General features: G+C 73.8%; 24 protein-coding genes. 11 read left to right on the plus strand and 13 right to left on the minus strand.

Translation table 11 applies throughout. From position 1 onward, the window contains the following. Positions 1 to 44 precede the first annotated feature (44 nt). Complete coding sequence (locus IH45_RS0104975; RefSeq protein ID WP_030661903.1) at positions 45 to 497, minus strand: hypothetical protein; 453 nt, start codon at positions 495 to 497, stop codon at positions 45 to 47. Between the two features lie 417 nt (positions 498 to 914). On the opposite strand from IH45_RS0104975, the gene IH45_RS0104980 reads away from it, so the two are divergent. The 3 genes from IH45_RS0104980 to IH45_RS0104990 all read left to right on the plus strand — a co-directional run bounded on the left by IH45_RS0104980 (position 915) and on the right by IH45_RS0104990 (position 2,425). Beyond that, positions 915 to 1,172 (plus strand): hypothetical protein, encoded by a 258-nt coding sequence (locus IH45_RS0104980; protein WP_158812932.1) that lies wholly within the window; start codon positions 915 to 917, stop codon positions 1,170 to 1,172. A gap of 19 nt (positions 1,173 to 1,191) precedes the next feature. Further along, on the plus strand, positions 1,192 to 1,740 hold the full coding sequence (locus IH45_RS0104985) for an RICIN domain-containing protein (protein ID WP_030661909.1): 549 nt from the start codon (positions 1,192 to 1,194) through the stop codon (positions 1,738 to 1,740). 127 nt (positions 1,741 to 1,867) lie between these two features. Further along, positions 1,868 to 2,425, plus strand: a complete 558-nt coding sequence (locus IH45_RS0104990) for an RICIN domain-containing protein (protein WP_030661912.1) — start codon at positions 1,868 to 1,870, stop codon at positions 2,423 to 2,425. Positions 2,426 to 2,820: 395 nt separating this feature from the next. On the opposite strand, the gene IH45_RS0105000 is transcribed toward IH45_RS0104990, so the two are convergent. From IH45_RS0105000 to IH45_RS0105025, 6 genes are all read right to left on the minus strand, one after another. Continuing rightward, positions 2,821 to 3,903 (minus strand): Zn-dependent alcohol dehydrogenase, encoded by a 1,083-nt coding sequence (locus IH45_RS0105000; protein WP_030661917.1) that lies wholly within the window; start codon positions 3,901 to 3,903, stop codon positions 2,821 to 2,823. 98 nt (positions 3,904 to 4,001) lie between these two features. Continuing rightward, a complete protein-coding gene (locus IH45_RS0105005; RefSeq protein ID WP_030661920.1) occupies positions 4,002 to 5,420 on the minus strand; it encodes an aldehyde dehydrogenase family protein in 1,419 nt (472 codons plus the stop codon). A 151-nt stretch (positions 5,421 to 5,571) separates the two neighbouring features. Continuing rightward, positions 5,572 to 6,495 carry an NAD(P)-dependent oxidoreductase gene (locus tag IH45_RS0105010; RefSeq protein WP_030661923.1) on the minus strand — a complete coding sequence of 308 codons (924 nt, stop codon included), beginning with the start codon at positions 6,493 to 6,495 and terminating at the stop codon, positions 5,572 to 5,574. A 149-nt stretch (positions 6,496 to 6,644) separates the two neighbouring features. Then, positions 6,645 to 7,415: a class I SAM-dependent methyltransferase gene (locus tag IH45_RS0105015; RefSeq protein WP_030661926.1), complete on the minus strand. Its 771-nt coding sequence runs from the start codon at positions 7,413 to 7,415 to the stop codon at positions 6,645 to 6,647. Positions 7,416 to 7,446: 31 nt separating this feature from the next. After that, on the minus strand, positions 7,447 to 8,775 hold the full coding sequence (locus IH45_RS0105020) for an MFS transporter (protein ID WP_030661929.1): 1,329 nt from the start codon (positions 8,773 to 8,775) through the stop codon (positions 7,447 to 7,449). 3 nt (positions 8,776 to 8,778) lie between these two features. Further along, on the minus strand, positions 8,779 to 10,245 hold the full coding sequence (locus IH45_RS0105025; protein ID WP_030661932.1) for a CitMHS family transporter: 1,467 nt from the start codon (positions 10,243 to 10,245) through the stop codon (positions 8,779 to 8,781). 259 nt (positions 10,246 to 10,504) lie between these two features. Here IH45_RS0105025 and hmgA point away from each other — a divergent pair, with 259 nt between their 5' ends. Both hmgA and IH45_RS0105035 read left to right on the plus strand, forming a co-directional pair. After that, on the plus strand, positions 10,505 to 11,830 hold the full coding sequence (hmgA, locus tag IH45_RS0105030; protein WP_030661935.1) for a homogentisate 1,2-dioxygenase: 1,326 nt from the start codon (positions 10,505 to 10,507) through the stop codon (positions 11,828 to 11,830). A gap of 68 nt (positions 11,831 to 11,898) precedes the next feature. After that, positions 11,899 to 12,648, plus strand: coding sequence for a GntR family transcriptional regulator (locus IH45_RS0105035; protein WP_030661938.1), 750 nt, complete (start codon positions 11,899 to 11,901; stop codon positions 12,646 to 12,648). Between the two features lie 33 nt (positions 12,649 to 12,681). Here the strand turns inward: IH45_RS0105035 and IH45_RS0105040 are convergent, their stop codons facing one another. Beyond that, positions 12,682 to 13,557: a poly-gamma-glutamate hydrolase family protein gene (locus IH45_RS0105040; RefSeq protein WP_030661941.1), complete on the minus strand. Its 876-nt coding sequence runs from the start codon at positions 13,555 to 13,557 to the stop codon at positions 12,682 to 12,684. 82 nt (positions 13,558 to 13,639) lie between these two features. Next, positions 13,640 to 15,001: an MFS transporter gene (locus IH45_RS0105045; RefSeq protein ID WP_030661944.1), complete on the minus strand. Its 1,362-nt coding sequence runs from the start codon at positions 14,999 to 15,001 to the stop codon at positions 13,640 to 13,642. Positions 15,002 to 15,175: 174 nt separating this feature from the next. On the opposite strand from IH45_RS0105045, the gene IH45_RS0105050 reads away from it, so the two are divergent. Together IH45_RS0105050 and IH45_RS0105055 are read left to right on the plus strand one after the other, a co-directional pair. Beyond that, positions 15,176 to 16,444, plus strand: coding sequence for a type ISP restriction/modification enzyme (locus IH45_RS0105050; protein ID WP_050514554.1), 1,269 nt, complete (start codon positions 15,176 to 15,178; stop codon positions 16,442 to 16,444). A gap of 73 nt (positions 16,445 to 16,517) precedes the next feature. Continuing rightward, positions 16,518 to 17,720 carry a CaiB/BaiF CoA transferase family protein gene (locus IH45_RS0105055; RefSeq protein ID WP_030661950.1) on the plus strand — a complete coding sequence of 401 codons (1,203 nt, stop codon included), beginning with the start codon at positions 16,518 to 16,520 and terminating at the stop codon, positions 17,718 to 17,720. A 24-nt stretch (positions 17,721 to 17,744) separates the two neighbouring features. Here the strand turns inward: IH45_RS0105055 and IH45_RS0105060 are convergent, their stop codons facing one another. The 3 genes from IH45_RS0105060 to sigK form a co-directional block, all read right to left on the minus strand. Then, positions 17,745 to 18,008, minus strand: coding sequence for a hypothetical protein (locus IH45_RS0105060; protein ID WP_030661953.1), 264 nt, complete (start codon positions 18,006 to 18,008; stop codon positions 17,745 to 17,747). A 145-nt stretch (positions 18,009 to 18,153) separates the two neighbouring features. Continuing rightward, on the minus strand, positions 18,154 to 18,996 hold the full coding sequence (locus IH45_RS0105065) for an anti-sigma factor (protein WP_050514543.1): 843 nt from the start codon (positions 18,994 to 18,996) through the stop codon (positions 18,154 to 18,156). Then, positions 18,993 to 19,559 (minus strand): ECF RNA polymerase sigma factor SigK, encoded by a 567-nt coding sequence (gene sigK / locus IH45_RS0105070; protein WP_030661958.1) that lies wholly within the window; start codon positions 19,557 to 19,559, stop codon positions 18,993 to 18,995. The genes IH45_RS0105065 and sigK overlap by 4 nt, the downstream gene beginning before the upstream one ends. Positions 19,560 to 19,776: 217 nt before the next feature. Between sigK and IH45_RS0105075 the strand changes: the two genes are divergently transcribed. From IH45_RS0105075 to IH45_RS01000000143175, 4 genes are read left to right on the plus strand one after another with little or no spacing between them, the layout of a single operon-like run. Then, complete coding sequence (locus tag IH45_RS0105075) at positions 19,777 to 21,387, plus strand: DUF4331 domain-containing protein (RefSeq protein WP_030661960.1); 1,611 nt, start codon at positions 19,777 to 19,779, stop codon at positions 21,385 to 21,387. 23 nt (positions 21,388 to 21,410) lie between these two features. Beyond that, positions 21,411 to 22,739, plus strand: a complete 1,329-nt coding sequence (locus tag IH45_RS0105080) for a tetratricopeptide repeat protein (protein WP_234440423.1) — start codon at positions 21,411 to 21,413, stop codon at positions 22,737 to 22,739. Further along, positions 22,736 to 24,298, plus strand: coding sequence for a nickel transporter (locus IH45_RS0105085; protein WP_030661966.1), 1,563 nt, complete (start codon positions 22,736 to 22,738; stop codon positions 24,296 to 24,298). The genes IH45_RS0105080 and IH45_RS0105085 overlap by 4 nt, the downstream gene beginning before the upstream one ends. A gap of 44 nt (positions 24,299 to 24,342) precedes the next feature. After that, on the plus strand, positions 24,343 to 25,920 hold the full coding sequence (locus tag IH45_RS01000000143175) for a serine/threonine-protein kinase (protein ID WP_050514544.1): 1,578 nt from the start codon (positions 24,343 to 24,345) through the stop codon (positions 25,918 to 25,920). Here the strand turns inward: IH45_RS01000000143175 and IH45_RS0105095 are convergent. Continuing rightward, positions 25,890 to 26,696: an SGNH/GDSL hydrolase family protein gene (locus tag IH45_RS0105095; protein ID WP_030661973.1), complete on the minus strand. Its 807-nt coding sequence runs from the start codon at positions 26,694 to 26,696 to the stop codon at positions 25,890 to 25,892. The two genes, IH45_RS01000000143175 and IH45_RS0105095, sit on opposite strands and share 31 nt — an antisense overlap. Positions 26,697 to 26,942 lie beyond the last annotated feature (246 nt).

Genomic DNA, 26,942 nt, shown 5'->3' on the forward strand with positions numbered 1-26,942 from the left:
CGCTGACGGCCTGTCGGCGTCGCGCCCGCCCCTGCGGGCCTCGATCAGCCCCGTTCGGCCTGCAAGTACCGCCGCAGCCCCACGCATTCCAGCCCCGCGAACACCGCCACCACCACTGCCCCGACCACCAGGAACACCACGCCCGGCCCGGTGAGAAGCAGCAGCCCGGAGAACGTGAGCACCAGCATGGCCACGCAGGACAGGGCGTTGCCCGCGACGACGGCGGTGGCCGGGCCGGTGGGGATGCGGGGGTAGCCGGCGATGAGGGCGAGGGCCGCGGCGCCGCCGAGCATGGCGATGCCGATGGGGAGGGACCAGGTGGTCGGCAGGCCCAGTGGGGTGCTGAGCGGGCTGCCGCCCGCGAGCATGACGACGCCGAACGCGGCGGTGCTCCAGCTGTCGATCCGCAGGATCTTGCGCAGCAGGCCCGCGGTGTCCGGGCCGGCCGCCGGTGCGGGGCGGGCCGCGGTGCCGATGGCCGTACCGGTGGTGGTCATACGCGTCTCCTCGCTTCGGGTGCGGACCCGGGCGGGCCGGGTCCGCGAACGACCCCTTCGCGAGGTGACGATGCCGTCACCGGGGCGGTGACTCAATGACCTCCCAGGTCATGGGCGCGATGACCACCGGGGCCGGACGCGGCGGGGATGCCGTCCCGGCGGTTCCGTGCGCCACTCACCCGTCAACTGCCGCAGGGACCGGCTCAGTTCGGGCAGACAAGGCGCTGCAGCCACACCGTCGCGACCGGCCCCCATAAGTGCCGCCCTCATCACAGCGGTAGCACCGGAACCTGCCGATCCGACGAAAAGGTGCACTGACGGCGGATCAATCCCTTCTCATACCCACTTGACTGTTAACTGGCGGATCGTTAATAGTTCACCCCCATCCACCATGTACATGTTCGGATCGTCCGTACGGTGGGACCAGAGGGGCTCCTGCACACCGGAATGATCATGAACAATGTCGCCTCCGCACGTACGCGGCAGGTCATCACGCGTGGGATCGCCGCAGCCACCGCCTCGGCCGCCGCCACCGCCGTACCGCCGAGCACGGTGGCGCTGCCGGCCGGTGTCGGTACCCGTGACGAGCGCCCGGTCGCCGTGAACGCGATGTGGCGAGTCCGCGCCGCTCGCGCGCTGACCACCGCCGATGAACTCACCCACGTCACTGACTGAGGAAGTAGGGAACTCCACGATGTCTCGGAGCATCCGAGCCGCGCTGGCCGTCGCCGGCAGCGTCGCCGCGCTGGCCGGCGGCGTGACCACCGCCCACGCCGACCAGGCCACGCCCCGCGCCGCCGCGTCCACCAGCGTGCAGCTGCAGCTCGCGCTCACCGGCAAGTGCCTCACCATCAACAAGGGGAGCTTCGCCAACGGCGCCAACGCGGTACAGCAGACCTGCGCCGACGACCTGGACAACCAGGTCTTCGAGCTGGTGCCCACCGGGGAAGGCGCCTTCGAGGTGCGGGCCCGCCACAGCGGCAAGTGCCTCGAAGTGGAAAACAGCGGCAAGCAGGCCGGTGCCAACGTCCAGCAGTGGTGGTGCACCGGGAACCCCCAGATGCAGTGGGAGCTGAACATGGTCGACATGGCCAAGGAGCTCTACCAGCTGCGTCCCACGCACGTCGCCGACCGCTGCCTGGACATCGACCACGCCAAGACCAACGACGGTGCGAACGCACAGAGCTGGTACTGCAACGGGACCGACGCCCAGCTGTGGCGCCTCCTGCCGGTCAAGTCCTGAGGACTCCGTTCGGCATCAGCCGCAACGCGCGGAGCCGGCCCCCGGTGGCCGGCTCCGCGCGGCCAGGCAGAGTGCAATGCCCGACTGTTGCGGGCACCGACAACTATCAGAGGAGACGAAACCCACGATGTCCCGGAGCATCCGAGCCGCGCTGGCCGTCGCCGGCAGCGTCGCCACGCTGGCCGGCGGCGTGACCACCGCCCACGCCGACCAGGCCACGCCCCGCGCCGCCGCCCCTGCCGCGGGAACGGTCGTACAGCTGAAGGTGGCGCACAGCGGCAAGTGCCTGGACCTCGACCACGCGAAGAAGGACAACGGCGCGGAGGTCCGGCAGTACACCTGCAACGCGACCGTCGACCAGAAGTGGCGTGCGGTTCCCGTCGAGAACTCCGCTTTCGAGCTGCGGGCCGTGGCCAGCAACAAGTGCCTTGAGGTCGAGAACAGCGGCAAGCAGGTCGGAGCCCGCGTCCAGCAGTGGGCGTGCAACGGCAGCCCCAACATGCGCTGGCGGTTCTTCCTCGTCGACCCGGTGAAGCACCTCTACCAGCTGCGTCCCCTGCACGTCGAGAACGAGAAGCGGTGCCTGGACATCGTGGACGCCGCGAAGGGCGACGGAGCCAAGGCCCAGCAGTGGTACTGCAACCAGACCGAGGCCCAGCTCTGGCAGTTCCTGCCGGTCGCGTGACCTCGCGGTCCCCGCTGTCCGAAGGCGGCGGACGGGACCTCGTGAGCCTGCGAAGGCCATAGCCGCCGAAGGGCAGTGCCGCACAAACGGCACTGCCCTTTCTCCGTACCTTCCTTCACCCGCTCCCCCGCCCTCACATACCGCCGCAGCCCCACGTACTCCACCACCGCCTACACCGCCACCACCACCGCACTGATCAGCAGGAAGACGGTGCCCGGGCCGGTGAGGGGAAGCAGGCCGGAGAAGGTGAGGAGGAGCATGGCCACGAAGGAGAGGGCGTTGCCCGCCACGACGGCCGTGGCCGGCCCGGTGGGGACGCGAGGGTAGTCGGCGATGGGGCGAGGGAGCGCTGAGCGGCTTGCTCCCGGCGAGCATGAAACGGCGCGCCCCCCGCCTCAGAAGACGACCAGCGCACGGCCCCCCTTGCCCTCCCGCATCGCCCGGAACGCGGCGGGGATGCCGTCGAGACCGATGCGCTCGGTGACCATGCCGGAGAGGTCGAGCGCGCCGCTGCGTACGTGTTCGGCGATGCGCGGCAGGTCGGCGGCGGGGTCGCTGTTGCCGTAGACGCAGCCGGAGAGCGTACGGCCGAAGTAGAAGAGTTCCAGTGCGGAGAAGGTGACCTGCTGGTCCTGGCCACCGATGCCGACGACCGCGGTGCGGCCGCCGCGCCGGGTGGACGACCAGGCCGTACGGATCGTCTCCGCGCGGCCGACGCATTCGATCGCCACGTCCGCGCCGTGCCCGCCGGTGAGTCTGCGGATGCGCTTGGCGGTGTCGTCGGCGGCGACCAGGAACTCGGTGGCGCCGGCGGCACGGGCCAGTTCCTCCTTCGCCGGGGACACGTCCACGGCCACGATCGGGCCCGCGCCCGCGATCCGCGCGGCCTGGAGGGTGGCCAGGCCCACTCCGCCCGCGCCGAACACCGCGACCGACTCCCCGGCCCGTACCCGCGCGCTGTGGTGCACGGCGCCCCACCCGGTCAGCACGGCGCAGCCCAGCAGCGCCGCGTCGGTGAGCGGGACGCCGGGCGGCAGCGGCAGCGCCGCGTGGGCCGGTACGACCGTCTCCTCGGCGAAGACGGCGGTGCCCAGGCCCGGGTAGAGGTCGGTGCCGTCGGCGGCCAGCTTGGCGTACGGGGTGCCGGCCGCCGCCCCGGCGTTGGCGCACAGCCAGGGTTCGCCCAGCCCGCAGAAGTGGCAGTCGCCGCAGGACGGGGCCCAGTTCAGGACGACCCGGTCGCCCGGCGCGAGCGTGTCCACGCCCGCGCCGACGGCGGTGACGGTGCCCGCCCCCTCGTGCCCGAGGACGGCGGGCACCGGCTGCTTCAGCGTCCCGTCGGACAGCGACAGGTCGGAGTGACAGACGCCGGCCGCCGCGAGCCGGACGCGCACCTGCCCCGGCCCGGGTCCGGGCAGTTCGATCTCGGCGACCTCCAGCGGGGCGCCCACGGCGGTCAGTACGGCGGCACGGGTCATACGGAGGTGGCTCCCTGGTCTGCGGGCGGTACGGGTACGGCGGTAGCGGGTGCGGCAGTGGCGGGTTGGCGGTGGCAGGTTCGGCGGTGGCGCGGCGCTCAGAGCTGGAGCGACTTGGTCTGGAGGTATTCGCTCAGGCCGTGCGGGCCCAGCTCCCGGCCGATGCCGGACTGCTTGTAGCCGCCGAACGGCGCGAGCGGGTTGAAGCGCCCGCCGTTGATGTCGACCTGGCCGGTGTCCAGGCGCCGCGCGAAGGCGACCGCCTCGTCCTCGTCGCCGGCCCAGACCGCGCCCGCCAGGCCGTAGACCGTGCCGTTGGCGATCCGTACGGCCTCGTCCTCGTCCCCGTACGGCAGGACCGCGACGACCGGGCCGAAGATCTCCTCCTGCGCGATGGTCATGTCCGGTGTGACGTCGGCGAAGAGCGTCGGGCGGACGTAGTAGCCCCGGTCGCGGCCCTCGGGCGCCTCCGGGCCGCCCGCGACGACGCGGGCGCCTTCCTCGATGCCGCGCTCGATGTAGCCGCGGACGCGGTCGCGCTGAGTGGCGTTGACGACCGGGCCGAGGCGGCTGGCGCCGTCCAGCGGGTCGCCCGGTACGTACTTGGCGATGGCCGCGGCGGCCAGTTCCACGGCTTCGTCGTACCGGTCGGCGGGCACCAGCACGCGGGTCCAGGCGCTGCACGTCTGGCCGGAGTTGGCCATGACGTTGGCGATGCCGACGCCGACCGCCTTGGCCAGGTCGGCGCTGGGCAGCACCACATTGGCCGACTTGCCGCCGAGTTCGAGGGCGCAGCGCTTGACGGCGGCACCGGCGATGGCGCCGATCTTCCTGCCGACGGCGGTGGAGCCGGTGAAGGAGACCAGGTCCACGTCCGGGTGTTCGGCCAGCGCCTGGCCCGCGACCGGGCCGAGGCCGGTGACCAGGTTGAACACGCCGGCCGGCACGCCCGCCGCGGCCACGCACTCCGCGAAGAGCTGCGCGGTCAGCGGGGTGTCCTCGGCGGGCTTGAGGACGATCGTGCAGCCCGCCGCCAGCGCCGGGGCGACCTTGGCGACGATCTGGTGGAGCGGGTAGTTCCAGGGGGTGATGGCGCCGACCACGCCGACCGGTTCGTGCAGGACGGTGGAGGTGCCGATCTTCTCCTCGAAGGGGTGGGCGGCGGCCAGTTCGGCGTACGAGCCGGCCACCTTGACCGGGACGGCGGCCTGTACCGCCTTGCTGAACGCGAGCGGCGCGCCCAGCTCGGCGGTGATCGTCCCGGCGATCTCCCCGGCGCGTGCGGCGAGTTGGTCGCGCAGCGCGGTCAGCCGGGCGGCGCGTTCGGCGGGCGCGGTGCGGGACCAGGCCGGGAGGGCGGCGCGGGCGGCCCGTACCGCCGCGTCCACGTCCTCGGCGGTGCCCGCCGGGACGGTGGCGATGACCCGCTCGTCGGCCGGGTTGACGACATCGATGGTGTCCGTCCCGGCGGCGGGCCGCCAGCTTCCGTCGATGTACATGGCATCGTGCTGCTTCACGTCGTCGCCCTCCCACGCCGGCTGCGGTCCCGTGAGCCCCGAAGGTACTCGCCGACCCCAAACTAGCGGTGGTAGTTTTCCGGCGCCAGCCCCCTCCTCGGCCACCCCGCGCCCGCGCCGCGGCCTCCCCCGGGGCCAGGGCGCGAACCTCTCAGGCGTACGCCCCCCGCATCGCCTCCGTCACCCGCACGAACTCCGATTCCCCGTGTCCGGCGGCGATCGTGCGGTCCATCAGTGCCTTGAGCGCGTCGAGCACATCGGTGTTGACACCGCGGTCCCGGGACGCCTCGACGATGTGCGCGATGCCCGCCGCCTCCATGACGATGTTGCCCTCCCCCGCGCCGTCGAGCCGCCCGCCGACGAGGTCGTCGGCCATGCCCTTGGCGATCGGCGGGAGGATTTCCGTGATCACGTCCAGGAACGGGGCCAGGTCCGTGGCCATGACGCCCTCCTCCCCGGCCAGCGTGAAGGCGTGCGCGATGCCCGCCATGCCGGAGTAGAAGAAGCTGAGCATCGCCAGGTCGTACACCGCCGCGACGCCGTGGTCCGCGCCGAGGAACGGCGCCTTGCCGCCCAGCGCCTTCAGCGTCTCCTCGTACGTGTCGAAGGCCCGCCGCGAGCCGCTGTAGAGGACCGTCGCCCCGGGCGTGCCGATGACCGTGGTGGGCACCATGATCGCCCCGTCGAGGTAGTCGATGCCGTGCCCGGCCGCCCATTCGGCGGCGCGCCGGGAGCGCTCCGGGGTGTCGGAGGTGAGGTTGACCAGCACCCGCCCGGCCAGGTCGGCGCCGGCCGGCTCCAGGATGCGGCGGCTGACCTCGTAGTCCACGACGCAGACGACGGTCAGCGGACTGGCGGTCACCGCCTCGGCCACACTCCCGGCCCGCACGGCGCCGCGGGCGACCAGCTCGTCGGCCTTGTGCTCCGAGCGGTTCCATACGGTGGTGGGGTGCCCGGCCTTGAGGAAGGCGCCGGCCAGCGCCCGGCCCATGGCGCCGAGGCCGAGCACGGTCACCGGGGTCTTGCCCGCTGCGCCGGCGGACGGGGTGGCGGGGGTGGTCGAAGGGTTCGTCACGGGGTGCTCTCCCACAGTTCGGCGGGCCGGCCCGGTGCCGGGCCCGTCTGGTGCCACCACCCTGCCGAGCAGCACTTACGGATCACTTCGGGTTCGCTTCGGGTCGGCTTCGGGTCGGCTTCGGAAGCTCCCGGAAAGGCGTCCGGGGCTCAGCACCGGGCCGTCAGCAACGGCTGGAAGTAGCCGCTGTCCGACGGTTCGTGCCACGCGAGGCGTTCGAACCCCGCGGCCGTGACGAAGCCGCTGACCTGCTCTCTGGTCAGCGCCCACGAGGTGGTCCGCCGGCTGCGTACCTCCCAGGTGCCGCCGCGCGGCAGCAGCTGGATCAGGTCGAAGTCGTAGTGCTCGCCGTCCTCGTGCCACTCCCACAGCTGCAGCGTGACCGCCCGGCCGCCGTGGGGCAGGCGGGTGACGCGGGCGGGCAGCACCTCGCGGCGTTCGCGGCGGGCGTCCTCGTACGCACGCATGCCGAGCAGGAGCTGCCCGCCGGGCCGTAGTACCCGCCGCATGGCGGCGAGGGCCGTCCGTACGTCGTCGGGCGTGGTCAGGTGGGCCAGGGAGTTGTCGGCGCACACCACCGCGTCGAACCAGGCGTCGCGGAAGGGCAGCCGGCGCATGTCGGCGGCGGCCACCGGCAGGCGCAGGCCACGGGCTGCGGCCTCGGCGACGGCGCGGGCCACCGCGACCGGGCTCAGGTCGGTCCCCGTGACGGCGTGCCCTGCCGCCGCCAGCCCGATCGCCTGCGTGCCGATGCCGCAGGCGCAGTCGAGGACGCTGTGCCGCCGGTCTCCGAGCGCCTCCCGTACGTACGCGTCAAGGGCGCGGCCCTGCTGGGCCACCGCGGCCGGCCAGTCCGGGTACAGGAGGTCGTAGGTCGCGGCGAGTTCGTTGAAGAACCGTTCGAGCGACGGGTCGGACATGGTGTCACCGTAGTGCGGCGGGTTCCGGCTTTCACCGGGTGGCGCGGGTTCCGCCGTCGGGTCCGGGGCGGGCACGCCCGCCGGGCGCCGGCCGGGGGCGCTCGGCGGGGGGCGGTGGCGCCGCGTCGTCGCCGCGCCTTTTCGAAGGCCGCGCCGCACCTCCCTTCCGCTTCGGCCGGACGGCCGTCGCCGCCGAGGCCAGCAGCAGTACGGCCAGCATCGCGAACGGCGCGGCAGTACCGGCCAGTCCGGCCAGCAGGCCCGCCGTGGCGGGTGCCGCGACCTGGCCGAGGCGGTTGCCGGTCAGGCGCAGCGCCAGCGCCGTGCTGCGCGCGGCCTCCGGGGCGGCCTGGACGACCGTGGTCATGGACAGCGGCTGGCCGACGCCGAGGCAGAAGCCGAGGACGGCGAGCATCAGGGCCAGCGCCCAGACGGGTACGGGCAGCGCCGGCCCGGCGCAGAGCAGTCCGGCCAGCGCGCAGCTGCCGGCCATCAGGGCGGTGCGGCCGAGCAGGCGGATCATCGGCGTCATGACCAGCCGGCAGGCGATGGTGGCCGCCGCACGCAGGCTGAGCAGCGCCCCGACGGTGGCGGGCGCGATGCCCCGGTCCTCCCCGATGACGGGGAGGTAGGCGGTGAGGATGTCGGTCGCGGAGAGCACCGCCAGGCTCATGAAGATGCCGGCCGCGACGCCCCGGGTGCGCAGGATGGCCCGTACGGAGGTGCGGTCCGCCGGTGCCGTACGGTCCCGGGCGGGCAGCGCGGCCCCGGGGGCCGCCGACGCCAGGTGCTCCAGCCGCCACAGCGACCCGTACGAGAAGGCGGCGAGGCCCCCGGCGACCAGCAGGGCGGTGGCGCTGGTGGGCCCCATCGCGCCGTCGTGTTCGGAGACCACCAGCCCGGCGGCGGCCGGGCCGACGAGCTGGCCGAGCGAGGCGCCGATGGTGAAGTGGCCGAAATTGCGGTCGCGTTCGTCGGGGGCGCTGCGGCGGGCGACGATGGACTGGGCGCCGATGACGAAACACAGGTGCCCCAGGCCCATCACCCCGCTCCAGGCGGCCATCGCCGGGAGCGAGCCCGCCACGCCGCTCAGCGCGCAGCCGCCGGTGATCAGGGCGACGCCCGCGACGAGCAGCGGTGCGCAGCGGCCGTGGTCGGTGCGGCGGCCAAGCGGTACGGCCACCAGCAGCGGCAGCAGCGCGTAGACCGCCGTGATCACGCCGATGGCCTGCTCGTCGGCGCCCAGCGCCAGCGCCCGGTAGGAGACGGCGGGCCGGGCCATGCTCACCGCCGACTGGGCGCAGGCGAAGGTGATGACCAGGCGCAGCAGCCAGCCCCGGCCGGGCGTCGCGGTGCCCACGGGTCAGATGATCCCGTACAGCAGCCCGGCCGCGAGCACGACCAGGGAGGTCAGCGCCGCCCACTTCACGGTGAACCGGGTGTGGTCGCCGAACTCCACCTTCGCCATGCCGACCAGCACGTAGACGGCGGGGACGAGCGGGCTGGACATGTGCAGGGCCTGGCCGACGAGCGAGGCGCGGGCGATCTCCAGGGCGCCCACGCCGTGGGCGGCGCCCGCCTCGGCGAGGATCGGGACGATGCCGAAGTAGAAGCCGTCGTTGGACATGAAGTACGTGAGCGGGATGCTCAGGACGCCGGTGACGATGCCCATGTGCGGGCCGAGCCCGTCCGGGATGCCGTCGACCAGCCAGCGGGCCATGTGCTCGACCATGCCGGTGCCGGTCAGCACGCCGGTGAAGACGGCGGCGGCGAAGACCATGCCGGAGACGTTCAGGACGTTCTCGGCGTGCGCGGCGATCCGGGCCTTCTGGTCGGCCATGTGCGGGAAGTTGGCGGTGAGCGCGAGGGCGGCGCCCAGGAGGAAGAGCACCGGGATGGGCAGCGTCTGGAGGACGAGCAGGACCAGCAGCGCGACGGTGAGCGCGGCGTTGAACCAGTAGAGCTTGGGGCGCAGCGTCGGCCGGTGCGGGTCCAGGCCCTGGAAGTCGTCGGCGGAGTCGGGCTCGGTGGGGGCAGGGGCGGAGGTGGCGCCGGTTCCGGTGCCGGTGCCGCCGCCCGCCGTCCCGCTGCGGCCCTTGCCCATACGGAACACGGTCGTCCGCACCCGGGCGCCGAAGCCCCCGCCCGCTCCGGCGAGCACCAGTTCCTCCGTCCGCTCCGTCGCGGTTCCGGCCCCCGCCTCGTCCAGCGTGAGCAGCCCCAGCCGCTTGCGCTCGCGGCGCCCGAGGACGTACGCGAGCAGGAAGACCGCGACCAGGCCGGTGGCCAGCGCCGGGACCATGGGGACGAAGATGTCGCCGGCGTCCAGCTTGAGGGCGGTGGCGGCGCGGGCGGTCGGGCCGCCCCAGGGCACGGTGTTCATCACGCCGTTGGCGGTGGCGGCGACGCCCGTCATGACCACCAGGCTCATCTTCAGACGGCGGTAGAGCGGGTAGAGCGCGGACACCGTGATCATGAAGGTGGTGGAGCCGTCGCCGTCGAGGGAGACGATCGCGGCGAGCAGCGCGGTGCCGACCACGATCCGTACCGGGTCCGCCTTGCAGAACCGCAGGATGCCCCGGACGACCGGGTCGAAGAGCCCTACGTCGATCATCACGCCGAAGTAGATGATGGCGAACATGAGCATCGCGGCGGTCGGCGCCAGGTCGCCCACGCCCTTGAGGACGTACTCGCCGAGGTGCGCCCCCTTGCCCACCAGGACGCAGAACAGCGCCGGGATCAGGATGAGCGCTGCCATCGGCGACATCTTCTTCATCATGATCAGCACCAGGAAGGTGGCGATCATGACGAATCCGAGGATTGTCAGCATGGGGGTACCTCACGTTCACCTTTGAACACCGCCCGGGACGGCGGTCGAGGTGACGGTAGGTGGCCGAAACTTTCGTTAACAAGGTCTTGACGCGCGAGCAATACGAGCAAAACACGAGGCCGTCACAGCGGGCCGGCCCGGGCACGCGCGCCCGGCGCACCCGCCGCACGTGGCCGAGAGTCTCCGTTGACGGGCCGGGGCCGCAATCCTAAGGTCCTCCATAGGATTGCTGGATTTCCTCGATCGGCGGGAGCGCGCGATGACAGGCACGGGCAACGAGCGGGCGAGAAAGACGGCCGAGGGGCTCGCGTACTCCTCGGGATTCGGCAACGAACACAGCTCGGAAGCGGTCACCGGAGCCCTGCCGGCGGGCCGCAACTCCCCCCAGCGCGCGCCCCTGGGGCTGTACGCGGAGCAGCTGAGCGGTTCGGCCTTCACCGAGCCGCGCGCCCACAACCGCCGTACGTGGCTCTACCGCATCCGCCCGTCCGCCGCGCACCCGGCGTTCGAGCGGACGGACAACGGCGCGCTCAGCGGCGCGCCCTTCACCGGGACGGCGCCGGACCCCAACCGGCTGCGCTGGAACCCGCTGCCCGCGCCCGAGGCGCCCACCGACTTCCTGGCCGGGCTGTGGACCCTGGGCGGCAACGGCGACGCCACCCAGCGCACCGGCATGGCCATCCACCTCTACCACGCCAACGTCTCCATGGAACGGCGGGTGTTCAGCGACGCGGACGGCGAGCTGCTGATCGTGCCCGAGCACGGCGGGCTGCTGATCCGCACCGAGCTGGGCCTGCTGCGTGCCGAGCCGGGGCACGTCGCGCTGATCCCGCGCGGCGTCCGCTTCCGCGTCGAACTGCTCGACGCCACCGCCCGCGGCTACGTCTGCGAGAACTACGGGCAGCCCTTCCAGCTCCCCGACCTCGGCCCGATCGGCGCCAACGGCCTCGCGAACGCGCGGGACTTCCTCGCGCCGACCGCCGCGTACGAGGACGAGGAGGGGCCCTACGAGGTCGTCAACAAGTTCTGCGGCAACCTCTGGAAGGCGACCTACGGCCACTCGCCGCTGGACGTCGTGGCCTGGCACGGCAACCACGTCCCGTACGTCTACGACCTGCGCCGCTTCAACGTCATCGGCTCGATCAGCTACGACCACCCGGACCCGTCCATCTTCACCGTGCTGACCTCGCCGTCCGACACCCCCGGCCTGGCGGGCGTGGACTTCGTGGTCTTCGCGCCGCGCTGGCTGGTCGGCGAGGACACCTTCCGGCCGCCGTACTTCCACCGGAACGTGATGAGCGAGTACATGGGCCTGGTCGAGGGCGCCTACGACGCCAAGGCGGAGGGCTTCGTACCGGGCGGCGGCTCGCTGCACAACATGATGTCCGCGCACGGCCCGGACCGGGAGACCTTCGACCGGGCGAGCGCCGCCGAGCTGAAGCCGCAGAAGATCGACGACGGGCTGGCGTTCATGTTCGAGACCCGCTGGCCGGTCACCCTCACCGGTCAGGCCGCGGGCGCCGACCACCTGCAGAGCGGCTACGACCGGGTGTGGCAAGGTCTTGAGCGCCACTTCCGTCCCTGAGGGCCCGTGTATGACGCCGGACACAGGCCCTGACCGGGAACCGCCCGGCCGCTGATACGGAGTCGACGTTGACCACCTTCGCCCCCGACTCGCTGGACCTGAACCGCAAGCTGCCGCTGTGGTACCAGGTCTCGCAGTCGCTGCGCGCGTCCATACTCGGCCGCTCCCCCGGCGCCCCGCTGCGCCTGCCGACCGAGGACGCGCTCGCCGCCCACTACGGCGTGAGCGTGCTGACCATGCGCCAGGCGCTCAAGGAGCTGGAGACGGAGGGGCTGATCACGCGGCACCGCAGGCGCGGGACGTTCATCGAGCCGAGCGCGCGGCGCGGGTCGCCGGTGCGGCTGCTCGGCTCGGTGGACGCGATCGTGGCCCAGCAGTCCGGCATGAGCACCGAACTGCTGGGCCACGGGACGGCCGCCGTGCCGGCCGAGCTGGCGGAGTACTTCCCCGACCTGGTGGAGGTCGCCACGTACCGCAGGCTGCGCAGCGACGAGAAGACCGGCGAGCCGACGAACCACGCGGTCAACTTCCTGCACCCGGACGTCGCCGCCCGCGTCGACCTCGCGGACCTGGCGCGCTGGCCGATGACGAAGGTGCTGCGGGACGCGGTGGGCGTCGCCATCAGCCGCATCACCGACACGGTCGAGGCGCGGCTGGCGGACCCGGAGACCGCCCGCCTGCTCCAGGTGCCGCTGCTCAGCCCGATCCTGCACTACACGGGCATCACCTACGACCAGGACGGGCGGGTGGTGGACGTGGCCCGCATCCACTATCGGGGGGACCGTTTCTCCTTCACGGTGACGCTGGACGCGCACTGAGCCGGGCGGTCATCCGCCCTCGGGGACGACCGCTCAGAGAATGACCTGGTCGGACCCGGCTTCCAGACGGGCGATCGCCTTGCGGCAGGCGCCGGCGAACTTCTTGAACGCGCCGTTGGTGCTGCCGGCACGTCCGGCCAGCGTGTCCGTGCCGAAGAAGGACTCGCGCAGTTCGGTGCTCAGTTCCAACTGGCCGCCTTTGGCGAGCATGGTGCGGTTGCAGGGGTTGTCGGGGTCGACTCCGGCCAGGTCCGGGAAGTCGTCGCCGTCCACCGTCTTGAACCCCGCGGCGCCCAGCTCCTGGTGCAGCAGCTTCTTGAAGGCGGCGTTCCGGCCGCCGACCACGACCACCTTGGGGTCCTGGCCGCTGCGCACGCCCGCCTGTTCGGCCTTGCAGCCGTGCAGGCTCAGGACGTTGAGGCTGGAGGCCGCCATGGAGAGCGCGACATGGTCGTCGCAGTGCTTCGCGGTGACGTGCAGTTCACGGTTGGATCCCAGCCCCGTGCCGGGCAGCCGCAGTCCCTCGAACATCCAGTAGTCGTACACCGGCTCGCCGGGGAAGAGGGCGTCCAGAGTCTTGGGGTGGTAGCCCGCGATGCCCAGGCACAGCTCGGAGGTGCCCTTCTCGATGCCGCCGCCGTGCAGGGCCATGACCGTCGTGCGGTGGTACGGGAATCTCTCGCCCTGCGCGGTGTCGGCCATCTCATGCCGTTTGTACCGGCGCGCGAACTGGATGCCCTCCTGTCCGGAAAGGGCCTTGTACAGGTGAGTGTTGGAGTTGTAGAGGTCGCCCTCGGACGTGGCGTGGGCCGTGCCGGCCCCCATGCCCGTCAGGAGAGGGGCGCTGCTGAGGGCCGCCGCGCCGAGCGCTGCGGTGAGGACGGTACGGCGATTGATAACAGGTGACATGTCGCACATCTTTGCCTACTTCACCATCAGCCACCAGCCACCAGCCATCAGCCATCTGGCGCCGGTCACCAGGCAGATCGCCTCAGATCCGCTCCAGGCTGCGCCCCGTACTGCGCGGCCCCAGCAGCGCCACGTCCAGGCACAGCAGCAGCATCAGCGCGGCCGAACCGGTGAAGACCGCCCCGGGCCCCAGCCCCTCCAGCACGGTCAGCGCGACGAACGGCAGGACCACCGAGGTGAGCCGGGACAGCGAGTAGGCGATCCCGATGGCGCTGCTGCGCAGGCCGGTCGGGAAGATCTCGGTCTGGTAGACGTGGAAGGCGTTGGAGAAGACGTTGCTGCACACGGTCAGCGCGAAGCCGGCGCCCACGATCAGCCAGCCCGCGCCGGCGAAGCCGAACGCCAGGCCGCACGCCGCCATGCCCAGCGCGGCAGCGATGATCAGCGTCTTGCGCTCGATCCGGTCGATGAGCGGTACGGACAGCGCCGAGCCGAGCGGATAGCCGCAGAAGCTGAGGGCCGCGTAGCTCAGCGACGCGGTGACGGTGTGGCCCTTGGCGGTCAGCACGACCGGCGCCAGCGACCCGAACCCGTAGTAGCCGACAGTCTGCAGGACCTGGAAGATCCACCACATGACCGTGCGGCGCCGGTGGTCGCCGCGGAACATCTCGCCCAGCGGGACGCGGCGCTGCGGCACCTCCGCCGCCACCGCGACCGACGGCAGCGTCCCGCCGGTCTCCCGCGCGACGCGCTCCTCGATGTCCGTGACGATCCGCGCCGCCTCCTCCTCCCGGCCGTGTACGGTCAGCCAGCGCGGCGACTCGGGCAGCCGGGCACGCATGAGCTGGATGAACGCCGCGCCCAGCGCGCCCGCCACCAGCAGCCAGCGCCAGCCCTCGACACCGAACAGCTCGCGGGTGGCCACCAGACGGGCGCCGACGAAGGCGGCCACCGGCACGCCGAGGAAGCCGAAGGTGTAGGCCCAGGCGATGTACCGGCCGCGGACCGCGCGCGGCAGGAACTCGGCGAGGTAGGTGTCCACCAGGACCAGTTCGGCACCGAGGCCGAGCCCGGCCAGGAAGCGCAGCGCGATCAGCCACCCGGCGTTCGGGGCGAAGGCGCACAGCAGCGAACACAGCGAGTACGCGCCCAGATTGACCAGGAACATCCGGCGCCGCCCGAACCGGTCCGCGAGCACGGACAGCACGTTGGCACCCACGAACATGCCGAGGAACCCGGCGGCGATCACCCATGACTTGGCGGTGTGGTCCAGGTGCCACCGCTCGGCCAGCACCGCGGCCAGCACCCCGCCGAGGAAGATCTCGTAGAGGTCGAAGAAGGCGCCGACGCCGACGGTCAGGGTCAGCCGGCGGTGCCAGCGCGACGGCGGCAGCCGGTCCAGCCGGGCCCCCGCCCGCGCCCCGGCGAGCTGCGTTGCGGTCATGGCGCTTCCTCCCGGCGGACGGCGGCGGCATGGGCGTGCGGTGACGGCACGGCCGTACGGCCAGGACCGTACCCGGGGATGATCACGCGCAAAAGACCGCCTCCGGCGGCCGCCGTTACGATGCCTCCAGGCAACCGAGCGCACCGAAGGTCCAGGGAGGACGACCGCGTGACGGTGACACAGGCCGCGGGGAGCGGCGGCGGCAGGCTCGCGGCGGCGCCCCGGCTCGACGACCTGATGCCCTGGTCGGTCGCGCCGCTGCGGCTCGGCCGTGGCTGGGTCATGGCCCCGGACGCCGCCTCCCTGCGGGCCCGCTGGGCGGCGCTGCACGAGGCGGGTGACGACGCGGCGCGCGAGCGGCTGTTCCGGCCCAGCCGCGCCCGTACGCTGCGCACCGCCGTACCCCAGCTGCCCGGCCAGGCCACGCCCACCGGCCGGCTCGCGCACGGCGGCGGCCCGTGCCCCGATCCGGTGCGGGTGCTGCACGGCCCGTACGACCAGCAGTGGCTGCTGCCCGACCACCGGCTGATCGACGGCGCCCGTCCCGAGCTGTGGCGGGTGGCGGACGGGCGGCAGGTGTTCGTGGTGGAGCTGGGGCATGTGCCGCAGACGGAGGGCCCGGCGCTGGTGGCCTCCGCGCTGCTGCCGGACGGCAGGTCGCCCGCCGGGCGGCCCGGCCGTATCCGACCGCTCTACCGGCGGCCCGGCGGCAGCGAGCCCAACCTCGTGGCCGGCCTGACGGAGCTGCTCGCCCGCCGCCTGGACCGGCCGGTCGGCGCAGCGGAGGTGCTCGCCTGGACGGTGGCGAGCGCCCGCCCCACCCCGTCCGGCGCGGCCGTGCCGCTGACCGCCGACGCCGGGGTGTGGGAGGACGGCGTCGCGCTGGGCGAGCGGCTGCTGTGGCTCCAGACGAGGGGCGCGCGGGGTGACGGGACGGCGTACGGGGCGCGCGCAGGCGACCGCCCCCGGATGCCCGGCGGCCGGCGCCCCTACGTACGCGCCCCGCTTCCCGCCCGCGGGCTGCCGGACGCCCTTTCCTACCTGCCGGACGAGGAGGTCCTGCTCCTCGGCCCCGCGCGGGTCTCCCCCGTGCCTGCGGCGGCCTGGGAGTTCGAGGCGGGTGGTGTGCGCGTACTGGAGGCGTGGTTCGAGCGCCGGACCGCGCCGACGGGCGACGCGGAGGGCCTGGAGGCGGTGCGGCCCGCTGTCTGGCCCCAGGAGTGGACCACCGAACTGCTGGAACTGATCACGGTGCTGTCGCTGCTGGGAGAAGTGCGTCCGGCGCAGGAGGCGTTGCACCGGCGCACGGCGGACGGGCCGCGCGTCGAGGCGTCCGAGCTGCGCGCGGCGGGTGTGCTGCCGCCGTCCGCCGCGGCCCGCCGCCCGGCCTCCGTCCTGGATCACCACGAGGAGGGCCCGGAGGGGCAGTTCGCCCTGCTGTGACCCGCCCCGCTGTGACGCGGCCGTACGGCTGCGCGCGTTGCCCGGCGGGCGGCGGCGGGTAGGTGCTCCGACCATGGACCGTACTCCGCAGCCGCCGCCCCTGGAGGGCATCACCGTCGTCGGCGTCGAGCAGGCCGTGGCCGCGCCGTTCGCCACCCGGCAGCTCGCCGACCTCGGCGCCCGGGTGATCAAGGTCGAGCGGCCGGACGGCGGCGACTTCGCCCGTGCCTACGACACCTCGGTACGCGGTCTGGCCTCGCACTTCGTATGGGCCAACCGCGGTAAGGAGTCCCTGGCGCTGGACCTCAAGGACCCGCGCGGGCGCGAGCTGCTGGAACAACTGCTCGACGAAGCGGACGTGTTCGTGCAGAACCTCGCGCAGGGCGCGGCGGCGCGGCTCGGGCTGGACGCGGCGTCGCTGTGCGCCCGCCACCCGCGCCTGGTCGCCGTGGACATCTCCGGGTACGGCCCGGACGGCCCGTACGCGCACAAGCGGGCCTACGACATGCTCGTCCAGTGCGAGGCCGGGCTGGTCTCGCTGACCGGGACGCCGGAGGAACCGGCGAAGGCCGGGATACCGGCGGCGGACATCGCGGCGGCGATGTACGCCTTCTCCGGGGTGCTGGCCGCGCTGCTGCGCCGCGGCACGACCGGCCGCGGCGGCCCGGTGGAGGTCGCCATGCTGGACGCGCTGGCCGAGTGGCTGGGACACCCGCTCTACTTCGGGATGTACGGGGGCACGCCACCCGCGCGCACGGGCGTCGCGCACGCCGTCATCGCGCCGTACAACGCCTATCCGACGGCGGACGGGCAGCCGGTGCTGCTGTCCGTGCAGAACGACCGGGAGTGGGGGCGGCTGGCGCGGCAGGTGCTGGAGCGGCCGGAACTGGCCGACGATCCGGCGTTCGCGACGAATGTGGCGCGCAGTCGCAACCGGGACAAGACGGACCGGGTGGTGGGTGAGGCGCTGGCCGGGATGCCGGCCGAGGAGGCCGTACGGCGGCTGGAGGGGGCGGGGATCGCCTGTGCGCGGCTGAACGGGGTGGCGGAGCTGGCCGGGCATCCGCAGTTCGCGGCGCGCGGGCGCTGGCGGGAGGTGGGGTCACCGGTGGGGCCGCTGCGCGCGCTGCTGCCGCCGATCACCCTGCCCGGGAGCACCGGACCCGTGCTGGGGAATGTCCCGGCCCTGGGCGAGCACACCGACGCGCTGCTGAGCGCTCTGGGTCTGACGAGCGAGCGGATCGCAGCGCTGCGCCGGGACGGTGTGGTCGCCTGAGGGGCCGGGACCGATGGCCGTGGCTCAGCTGTGACCGCCGAACAGCGACCGGCGCAGCCTGCGCAGCGGCGCGAACAGCGACACCCTGGCGCCGCGGCTCGTCCTCGTGCGCACGTGGTCACGAGCGGTGAGCTCCTGCATCAACGACGTGGCACCCTCCGTCTCACGCTGCGGGACGGCGGGTCCGCCCAGCACCGCGAGATGACGGTCGAGCCGCGCGCTGGACGCGCCGCTTCCGCAACTGATCGCAGGCACTCGTGGCCTGCTGCGCATTGTTATCTGTTCCATGACACTCCCCACCCGTACGAGGGCACCCGGCCCCGGGCAGGGTAACCCTATCTCTCTCCCGTGGCACGCGCGCGGCCCCCTCACCAGGATTCACCTCCCGCGCACCGACGTTGACGGCGCCTGACGGATCACTGGTGGATCACTGTCAGCCGAGGGCGAGTTGGATGAGTACCGAGGTCGTGGGCCTGGCGGAGCCGCCGGACGGCTCCAGGGTGACCGCGAGCCGGTCCGCGGGCCCGGCGCCGCCGTGCCGAAGATCACGTACTACTTCGGGGCCCGCGGTGCGGGTCCGCGGGTCGTACGACAGCACACCGGCCGAGCGGGCCGTGCGGAGCCCGTCGTGCATGCGCCACAACTGGTACGCGTGCCCGGCGGGCGGCGGCGGCAATCCGGCCGCGTTCACCACGGCCTGGTCCATTTCGGCGGATTCGACCGCGCTCAGCGAGCGCCCGCCGATCGGGCGGCCGGAGACGGCCAGCGCGTCCGGCGCGGCCAGCACCGCGTTCACGGACTGCGTCACGGCGCGCTGCCGGTCCAGTTCACTGTCCGTACGGATCAGCTGGAAGGCGAGCAGGGCGCTGACGAGCAGGCTCAGCGCGGCGACCGACCCGGCGAGGCGGGCGCCGTACCGGGCGGGCAGCCGCGGGGCCCGCGCGCGGGCGGGACGCGGGCCCTCGGACACGGGCACCGGCTCGGCGGGCCGCGGGACCGCGGCCTCCTGCGGGGTGGCCAGCGCGGCGGTCAGGATCCGGGACCGCAGCTCTTCCGGGGCGGGGCGGGCCGCGGCGCGGGCCAGCCAGGTGGCGTCCTCGGAGAGGACCCGCAGGTGGGCCGCACAGTCCGGGCAGTGGCGCAAGTGCCGTTCGAAGCGGCGGCGTTCGCGCGGGCCGAGGGCGTCGAGGGCGTAGGGGGCGGCCAGGGTGTGGGCGCCCCGCCGGCCGGCGCGCAGCGCGTCACGAAGGGCCGCGGACGGCGGACGGCGGCTCATCCGGCGGCCGCCAGGCAGTCGCGCAGCCGGGCCAGCCCGTCGCGCAGCCGGGACTTGACCGTGCCGAGCGGTACGGCCAGCCGACGGGCCACTTCCCGGTGGGTGTAGCCGTCGTAGTACGCGAGGGTGACCGACTGCCGCTGCAACGCGGTGAGCCGTTCCAGGCACCGGCGCACCCACTCGCGTTCGAAGGCCCCCTCGACCTGCTCGGCCACCTCGTCGAAGGCGGTCACCACGGACCGGCGCGCGGCCCGCTCCTCGCGCTCGCTCGCGGCCCGCGCCGAACGCACCCGGTCGACCGCCCGCCGGTGGGCGAGGGTGAGGATCCACGACAGGCCGCTGCCGCGCCCGGGATCGTACCGGTGGGCCCGCCGCCAGACCTCCAGCAGCACCTCCTGCGTCACCTCCTCGGCCTGCGCGCTGTCCCGCAGCACCCGCCGGGCCATGCCGAAGACCGGCGCCGACACCAGGTCGTACAGCTCCTCGAAGGCGCCGTGGTCGCCGCGCGCGACCAGCGGCAGCAGCACCTCGGCGCCGCGCCCGGCGGCCGTTTCGGACTCCACGCGCCCTCACCCCGTTCCCGTGACGACCGGTCATTGTCCCGCCGTAGGGGGTTCGGGGCGAGACGCGCGGCGGACCGGTCCGGGCGGCGCCCGGTTTCCGCGGACGCGGGACCCATCCGTACGCGGCGGCGCCACGAATAGCCGCCACAGCACGGTGCGGCCCCCGCACCGCCGACCCGGCCGGCACCGCCCGGCACGCCCGAGAAGGACCGACGCGATGACCGCCAGCACCGAAGCCACCGAGAACCACAGGACCAGGAAGGGCAGGCGCAGCCACCGGACCGTCGCCGTGCTGGCGTGCGGCTCGCTGGCCGCCGCGGGCGTCGCCGGTGTGGCCGCGGGCCCGCTCGCGGCCCGCCCGGCGCAGGCCTCCAGCCACCGGGAGGCGCCGCAGATCTCCGGGCAGCCGGAGTACGACACCACGGACGTGTACGCCTTCCAGAGCCCCGACAAGCCGGACACCACGACGCTGACGGTGAACTGGTGGCCCTTCGCGGAGCCCGCGGGCGGCCCGAACTTCTACAAGTTCGCCACGGACGCCCAGTACGACGTGCACGTGGACAGCGACGGGGACGGCCAGGGCGATCTGGTCTACCGGTGGACGTTCAAGGACAACTACCGCAGCGGTGACACGTTCCTCTACAACACCGGCCAGGTCACGTCCCTCGACGACAAGGACCTGAACTACTACCAGACGTACGACATCGACCTGCTGCGGCTGAAGGACCAGAAGGTGGTCTCCACCACGAAGATCGCCGACAACCTGACCGCCGCGCCCTCGAACGTCGGCAAGGCGTCGATGCCCGACTACCAGAAGCTGCGCGACCAGGCGGTCCGGCCGGTCGCGGGCGGCGGCTCGACCTTCGCGGGCCAGGCGGACGACCCGTTCTTCCTGGACCTGCGCGCCTTCGACCTGCTGTACGGCGGCGACCTCTCGGAGGTCGGCCGGGACACGCTCAAGGGCTACAACGTGCAGTCGGTGGCCCTCCAGGTGCCGACGAAGGAGCTGCGGCAGTCGGACAAGCAGCCGGTGATCGGCGTCTGGTCCACCACCCAGCGCAAGAACGCCTCCGGCGGCTGGTCGCAGGTCTCGCGGCTGGGCAACCCGCTCGTCAACGAGCTGGTCGTCCCGGTCAAGGACAAGGACCGCTTCAACGCGTCCGCGCCGTGGAACGACGCGCAGTTCCTCAAGTACGTCACCGACCCCGAGCTGGCCCGGCTGATCGAGAAGATCTACGGGATCAAGGCGCCGGCGCTGCCCCGCAAGGATCTGATCGCGGTGTTCCTGACCGGCGTGGCCAAGCTCAACCAGCCGCCGAACGTACGCCCCGCCGAAGCGCTGCGGCTGAACACCGCCGTCCCGCCCACCGCGCAGCCCAAGCGCCTGGGCGTCCTGGACGGCGACAACGCGGGCTACCCGAACGGCAGGCGGCTCGCCGACGACGTCGTGGACATCTCCCTCCAGGTGGTGGAGGGCGAGCTGGTCGGCCAGAAGAACGACCTGGGCGACGCGGTCGACGCCAACGACCAGCCGTTCGGCAAGACCTTCCCGTACCTGGCGCTGCCCGCCTCGGGCTCCCAGGGCCCGGTGGCCAAGAAGGGCGGCGGCAGTACGGACAAGAGCGGCAGCACGGGCGGCAGCGACCAGGGCGCGGTGAACCGGTCGGCCGGGCTGCGGACCGGGCTGCGCCCGCAGGACGGCACGACCGGTGACGGCAGCGACACCCTGCTGATCGCCTCCGCCTCGGCGGGCGCCGTCGGGCTGGTGCTGGTCGGCACCGGGCTGCTCTGGCTGCGCTCCAACCGCCGCTCCAGGGCCGGCCGTTGATGTTTCCCCGACTGCCCAGGAGCGTGCGCGGCAAGCTCGCCGGCGCCGTCGTGACCGTACTGCTCGCGTGCGCGGTCACCGCCGGCGGGATCGCCCTGGGCGGAGACGGTGGCCGGGCGCGCGCCCCGGTGCCCGCGCCACCGTCGTCCGACGTCCCCGTGGGCCGCGGCGCCGCGGCCGGCCTGTCCGGCGCCGTCAGCGCCCTCCAGGTACGGCTGCGCGAACAGCCCGGGGACTGGCTCGGCTGGGCCCGGCTCGGCGCCGCCTACGTCGAGCAGGCCCGTACGACCGGCGATCCGACCCGCTACCCGCAGGCCGGGCGCGCCGTCACCCGCTCGCTGGCGCTGCGCCCGCGCCAGAACGACGCGGGGCTCGCGGCGCGGGCCGCGCTCGCCGCGGCACGGCACGACTTCCGGGCCGCGCTGCGGGACGCGGACGCCGCGCTCGCGGTCAATCCGTACGGGGAGCGGGCGCTGGCGGTCCGCGTGGACGCGCTGGTGGAGCTCGGGCGCTACCCCGAGGCGCTGGCGGCGGCGCGGCACGCCGACGCGGTGCATCCCGGCATTCCGTCCTTCACCCGGCTCGCGTACGTGCGGGAACTGCTCGGCGATGCCGATGGCGCCCGTAAGGTGCTGGAGACCGCCCTGCAGTCCGCCGCACGGCCCGACGACATCGCGTACGTCGCCACAGCCCTCGGCCACCTGGCGCGCAGCCAGGGGCAGTACGCGGCGGCGTTCCGGTACTACGCGATGGCGCTGCGCGCCGTGCCCGGCCACCTTCCGGCTCTGGAGGGCCGGGCGCGCACCCACGCCGCGCGCGGCGAACTGGGCACGGCGGCCCGCGAACTGCGCGAGGTCGTACGCCGCTATCCCCTGCCGGGGCCCCTGGCCGCGCTCGGCGAGGTCCACGAAGCGCGCGGTGAACGGGCCGCTGCCCGGCAGCAGTACGCCCTGGCCGGGACCTGGGCCGACCTCGCGCGCGCCAACGGCGTGGCCGTGGACCTGGACACCGCGCTGATCGAGGCCGACCACGGAGACCGTCGCGCCGCCCTGCGCGCGGCCCGCGCCGAGTGGTCCCGCCGCCGGACTGTGCATACGGCCGACGCCCTGGCCTGGGCCCTGCACCGCACCGGGCAGGACCGGGAGGCCCTGCCCTACGCCAAGCGCGCCGCCGCGCCCGGATTCCGCGACGCGGCATTCCTCTACCACCGCGGCACGATCGAGCGCGCGCTCGGGCGGACCACCGACGCCCGCCGCGACCTGTCCGCCGCCCTGCGCCTGGACCGCGGCTTCTCGCCCACGGGGTCGGCCGCGGCCCGAGCGTCGCTGGCCGCGCTGGAGGCCGGACGGTGAGCACGTTCAAAGGAGCCCTGTTGCTACGGAGGCGAACGGTCGCCCTCCTGGTCACGGCACTTACCGCCGTACTGCTGCTGCTCGCGCCCGCGGGCGCCGCGCACGCCCACCCGCTCGGCAACTTCACCGTCAGCCAGTACGACGGCCTGGTCGTCCGGCCCGGCGAACTGCGCGTCGACCACGTCGAGGACCTGGCCGAGATCCCAGCCGCACAGCAGAAGGACCGCATCGACCGGAACGGGGACGGCGCTACGGGCCGGGCCGAGCTGTCGGCCTGGGCCCGGGAGAGGTGCGCCACGGCCGCGCGCGGCAGCGCGCTGACCGTGGACGGGCGACGGGAACGGCTGCGGTCCGCGCGCGCCACCGCGGCCACCCGGCCCGGCCAGGCCGGGCTGCCGACCCTGCGCCTGGAGTGCCGGCTGACCGCCCGGCTGCCTTCGGACGGCCGGGCCGCCCTGCGGTTCCGCGCGGCGGAGGGCGACGGAGCGCCCGGCTGGCGGGAGGTCACCGCCCGGGGCGACCGCACCCGGCTCACCGAGTCCGACGCCCCCTCGGATTCGGTGTCCCGACGGCTGACCACCTACCCGCGGGACGTGCTGTCCTCGCCGCCCGCCCGGCGGTCGGCGGCCGTCCGCGCCGTACCGGGCGGGCCCGCGCTCACCGAGACGGCCGAACGCCCGCCCGCCGCGTCCGTCCTGCCCCGCGGCGCGGACCGCTGGACACAGGCCCTGACCGGCCTGGTCGCCCGGCACGACCTGACCCCCGCCTTCGCGGCGCTCGCGCTCGCCACCGCGCTGCTGCTCGGCGCGCTGCACGCCCTCGCGCCGGGCCACGGCAAGACGATGATGGCCGCGGCAGCGGCGGCGGGCGGCCGCAGTTCGCGGCGGGACGTACTGGCCCTGGGTCTGTCGGTGACCGTGACGCACACACTCGGGGTCTTCGCGCTGGGGGCGCTGATCTCGGCGGGTTCGGCCGCCGCGCCCTCCGTGGTGGCCTGGCTCGGCGTGGCCAGCGGGGCGCTGGTGGCGGGGGCGGGAGCGGTCCTGCTGCGGCGGGCGCTACGGATGCGCGGGTACGGACATGGGCACGGGCATGGGCATGACCACGGGCACGGCCACGAGCACGGACACAGCCATGACCATGGCCACGGGCACGACCACCCACACGATCACCAGCACCCGCACAAACACCCCCACCATCACCACCACCCCACCCGCCCCGGCCTCCGCGGCATCATCCTGCTCGGGTTCGCCGGCGGGCTGGTGCCGAGTCCGTCCGCCGTGGTGGTGCTGGTCGGTGCCGCCGCGCTCGGCGAGGCGTGGTTCGGCTTCCTGCTGGTCGTCGCGTACGGCGCGGGGCTGGCCGGGACCCTGGCCGCGGCCGGGCTGCTCGCGGTCCGGCTGACCCTGCGGCTCGGGGAACGGCTGGTCAAGGGGCGCGGGACCGGCGCACGGCTGCTGTCCGCCGCACACCGGCTGGCGCCCGTCGGCACCGCCGCCGTCGTGCTCCTGCTCGGCTGCGGATTGCTGCTCAAGGGGGCGGCAACAACGCTGGGTTGAGGTACGTTTCCACCGAATCGCTCTACTGCGAGGGGGGCTCGTCCATGAGCGAGGGTCCTGGCGGCGAGGGAACCGGCGGTCTGCGGGACGGCGGGGAGGGCGGGGACGGCGGACGGCTGCTGGCGGGGCGCTACCGGCTGGGCGCCGAGCTGGGCCGGGGCGGGATGGGCGTGGTCTGGCGGGCCCGGGACGAGCTGCTGGCCCGCGAGGTCGCCGTCAAGGAGGTCCGGGCCCCCCGCGATCTGACAGATTCCGAGCAGGAGTTGCTGTACGCGCGACTGGAGCGGGAGGGCCGGGCGGCGGCCCGTATCGCGCACCGCAACGTGGTGACCGTCTACGACGTGGTGTCCGAGGACGGGCGCCCGTGGATCGTCATGGAGCTGGTGCGCGGCCTGTCGCTGGCCGAGGCGCTGATCGCGGACGGGCCGCTGACGCCGGCCAGGGCCGCGGGCATCGGGTCACAGGTGCTGGCCGCGCTGCGGGTCGCGCACACCGCGGGCGTGCTGCACCGCGACGTGAAGCCGGGCAATGTCCTGCTGGGCAACGACGGCCGGGTGGTGCTGACCGACTTCGGCATCGCGCGGGTGGCGGGCTCCTCCGCCCTGACGCTGACGGGCGAACTGGTCGGCTCGCCCGAGTTCCTGGCCCCGGAACGCGCCCTGGGGCAGCAGGCGGGACCGGAGTCGGACCTGTGGTCGCTGGGCGTGACGCTGTACGCGGCCGTGGAGGGCCATTCGCCGTTCCGCCAGGACACGCCGCTGACCACGTTGCGCGCGGTGGTCGACGAACAGTTACCGCCACCCCGCCACGCGGGCCCGCTCACCCCCGTACTGGAAGGGCTGCTGCGCAAGGACCCGCGGGAGCGGCTGGACGGGGCCGAGGCGCAGCGGATGCTGGACACGGTCGCGGCGGGCGGCGCCACGCCCACCGTGGTGGTGCCGCCGCCCGGTTACGTCCCAACGGTCGCCGCCGGTCAGGCCACCCCCGGGTACGGTCCCGCGACGCCGGTGCCGGGCCCGGACACGACCGCGGCGGTACCACCGGCGGACACCACCGCCGAGGCCGAGCGGAAGCGGCGGCGGTCGGTCCGGATGCTGCTGGCCGGCGCGCTGATCGCGGCGCTGGCGGCGGGCGGTGTGGCGTACGCGCTGCTGGCGGACGACGGCTCGCGGGGGCCCACGCCGGGCAGCACCTCGGGCGGCGGTTCCGGAGGCGGCAGCAGCCAGGGCGGAGGCGGTGGCACGGGCGGCGGGGGCGGCAGCACGCCGGGGCGGACGACGCCCGGAAGTACGGCGTCCGCGACCGCCTCGCCGGGCGGCACGGCTCCCGGCCGTACGTACCCCGGCAGCACGCCTCCCCACCGTACGTACCCGCGGACCACTCCGCCCCGCTCGACCGCCTACCCCACGGCGACGTCCCGGCCCACGACCACCGCACCGACCGCCTCCGCCCCGACGACCGCACCGACCACGGCCACGGGCGGCGCCACCTACGGCGGGGCCACCGGCGCGACGGGCGACGGCGGTACGCGCACCTACGGCGAAGTCCCGCCCGGGGGCGGGACTTCGTCAGGGGAGGGGCAGGCGCGGGATCAGGTGGCGGAGTTCAGGACGGGCAGATAGCCCTTGGACTGTCCGTCGGCCGTGGGGTGGTAGGAGTTCTCCACGGGGAGGGTGACGCTGTGCAGCCAGGGGGAGCCGGAGCAGAGTTCGTGCCCGGCGAAGGTCGTGTTGACGTCGGCGAAGGTGAAGCCGTGGTCGGCGGAGCGCTTGGCGGTGACGGTGTTGATGTCGTCGGCGGCGGCGTTGATGGCCGCGCGGGACTTCTCCGAGAGGCCGACGGAGCAGCTGCCGCCCAGCTTGTAGAAGCGCGGGTAGCCCAGGACGACGACCTGGGCGGCGGGGGCCCGGCCGTCGATGGCGTCGTAGACCTGGTCGAGCTTGGCGGGCAGTGTCTGCTGGATGTACGCGCGCGCCTGGGCGACCCGCTTCAGGCACGCGCTCTCGCCCTGGAGGGCGCAGGTGGTCATGGTGTCGGCGAAGCCCGCGTCGTTGCCGCCGACGGTGATGCTGACCAGGTCGGTGCCGGAGTTGACCGGGGTCAGCTGCTTGGCCAGCACGTCTCCCGTGCGGGCGCCCGAGCAGGCGGTGAAGTTGAACCGCGTACCGGTGTGCGAGGCGGCCCACAGGGCCGGGTAGGACTTGGTGCTGCGCTTGCAGGAGCCGCTGCTGCTGTCGTAGCTGCCCGCGCCGACACCCGAGGAGTAGGAGTCGCCGAGGGCCACGTAGTCGGTGGCCTGGATGCGCGGAGCGGACACGGCGGCGCTCGCGCCGGAGAGCGCGAGCGCCGAGGTGACGAGGAGCGCGGACGCCGTCGCCGCGCGTCGGGACAGTCTCATGGAACCTCCCTGAGCAGGATCTCTGCCATTTCTGATGTAGCAGGGCCCTTCCGTCACGGGAAGACTTGTCACCCGTTCTCACGATCACGGGTGACCCCGATGGCCGAGTCGTGACATCTTCGTGATGATGACATGACAAGGCGTCAGGAGGTGTGCCGCCGCCCGGAGCGCCGACCGCGGTGATCGAGCCAGCGCCCCGCCGCGTGAAAAGCACCCCTCACCGGGGGCATCGGCGTCCGTGGCGCC

Source organism: Streptomyces rimosus subsp. rimosus, assembly GCF_000720725.1.
Classification (GTDB): Bacteria; Actinomycetota; Actinomycetes; order Streptomycetales; family Streptomycetaceae; genus Streptomyces; species Streptomyces rimosus_A.

Excerpts from the sequence above, each read along its gene's own strand:
- IH45_RS0104975 (WP_030661903.1), bottom strand. The coding sequence starts at position 497 with ATGACCACCACCGGTACGGCCATCGGCACCGCGGCCCGCCCCGCACCG.
- IH45_RS0104985 (WP_030661909.1), top strand. The coding sequence starts at position 1,192 with ATGTCTCGGAGCATCCGAGCCGCGCTGGCCGTCGCCGGCAGCGTCGCC.
- IH45_RS0104990 (WP_030661912.1), top strand. The coding sequence starts at position 1,868 with ATGTCCCGGAGCATCCGAGCCGCGCTGGCCGTCGCCGGCAGCGTCGCC.
- IH45_RS0105000 (WP_030661917.1), bottom strand. The coding sequence starts at position 3,903 with ATGACCCGTGCCGCCGTACTGACCGCCGTGGGCGCCCCGCTGGAGGTC.
- IH45_RS0105015 (WP_030661926.1), bottom strand. The coding sequence starts at position 7,415 with ATGTCCGACCCGTCGCTCGAACGGTTCTTCAACGAACTCGCCGCGACC.
- IH45_RS0105025 (WP_030661932.1), bottom strand. The coding sequence starts at position 10,245 with ATGCTGACAATCCTCGGATTCGTCATGATCGCCACCTTCCTGGTGCTG.
- hmgA (WP_030661935.1), top strand. The coding sequence starts at position 10,505 with ATGACAGGCACGGGCAACGAGCGGGCGAGAAAGACGGCCGAGGGGCTC.
- IH45_RS0105040 (WP_030661941.1), bottom strand. The coding sequence starts at position 13,557 with ATGTCACCTGTTATCAATCGCCGTACCGTCCTCACCGCAGCGCTCGGC.
- IH45_RS0105045 (WP_030661944.1), bottom strand. The coding sequence starts at position 15,001 with ATGACCGCAACGCAGCTCGCCGGGGCGCGGGCGGGGGCCCGGCTGGAC.
- IH45_RS0105055 (WP_030661950.1), top strand. The coding sequence starts at position 16,518 with ATGGACCGTACTCCGCAGCCGCCGCCCCTGGAGGGCATCACCGTCGTC.
- IH45_RS0105060 (WP_030661953.1), bottom strand. The coding sequence starts at position 18,008 with ATGGAACAGATAACAATGCGCAGCAGGCCACGAGTGCCTGCGATCAGT.
- IH45_RS0105065 (WP_050514543.1), bottom strand. The coding sequence starts at position 18,996 with ATGAGCCGCCGTCCGCCGTCCGCGGCCCTTCGTGACGCGCTGCGCGCC.
- IH45_RS0105075 (WP_030661960.1), top strand. The coding sequence starts at position 19,777 with ATGACCGCCAGCACCGAAGCCACCGAGAACCACAGGACCAGGAAGGGC.
- IH45_RS01000000143175 (WP_050514544.1), top strand. The coding sequence starts at position 24,343 with ATGAGCGAGGGTCCTGGCGGCGAGGGAACCGGCGGTCTGCGGGACGGC.
- IH45_RS0105095 (WP_030661973.1), bottom strand. The coding sequence starts at position 26,696 with ATGAGACTGTCCCGACGCGCGGCGACGGCGTCCGCGCTCCTCGTCACC.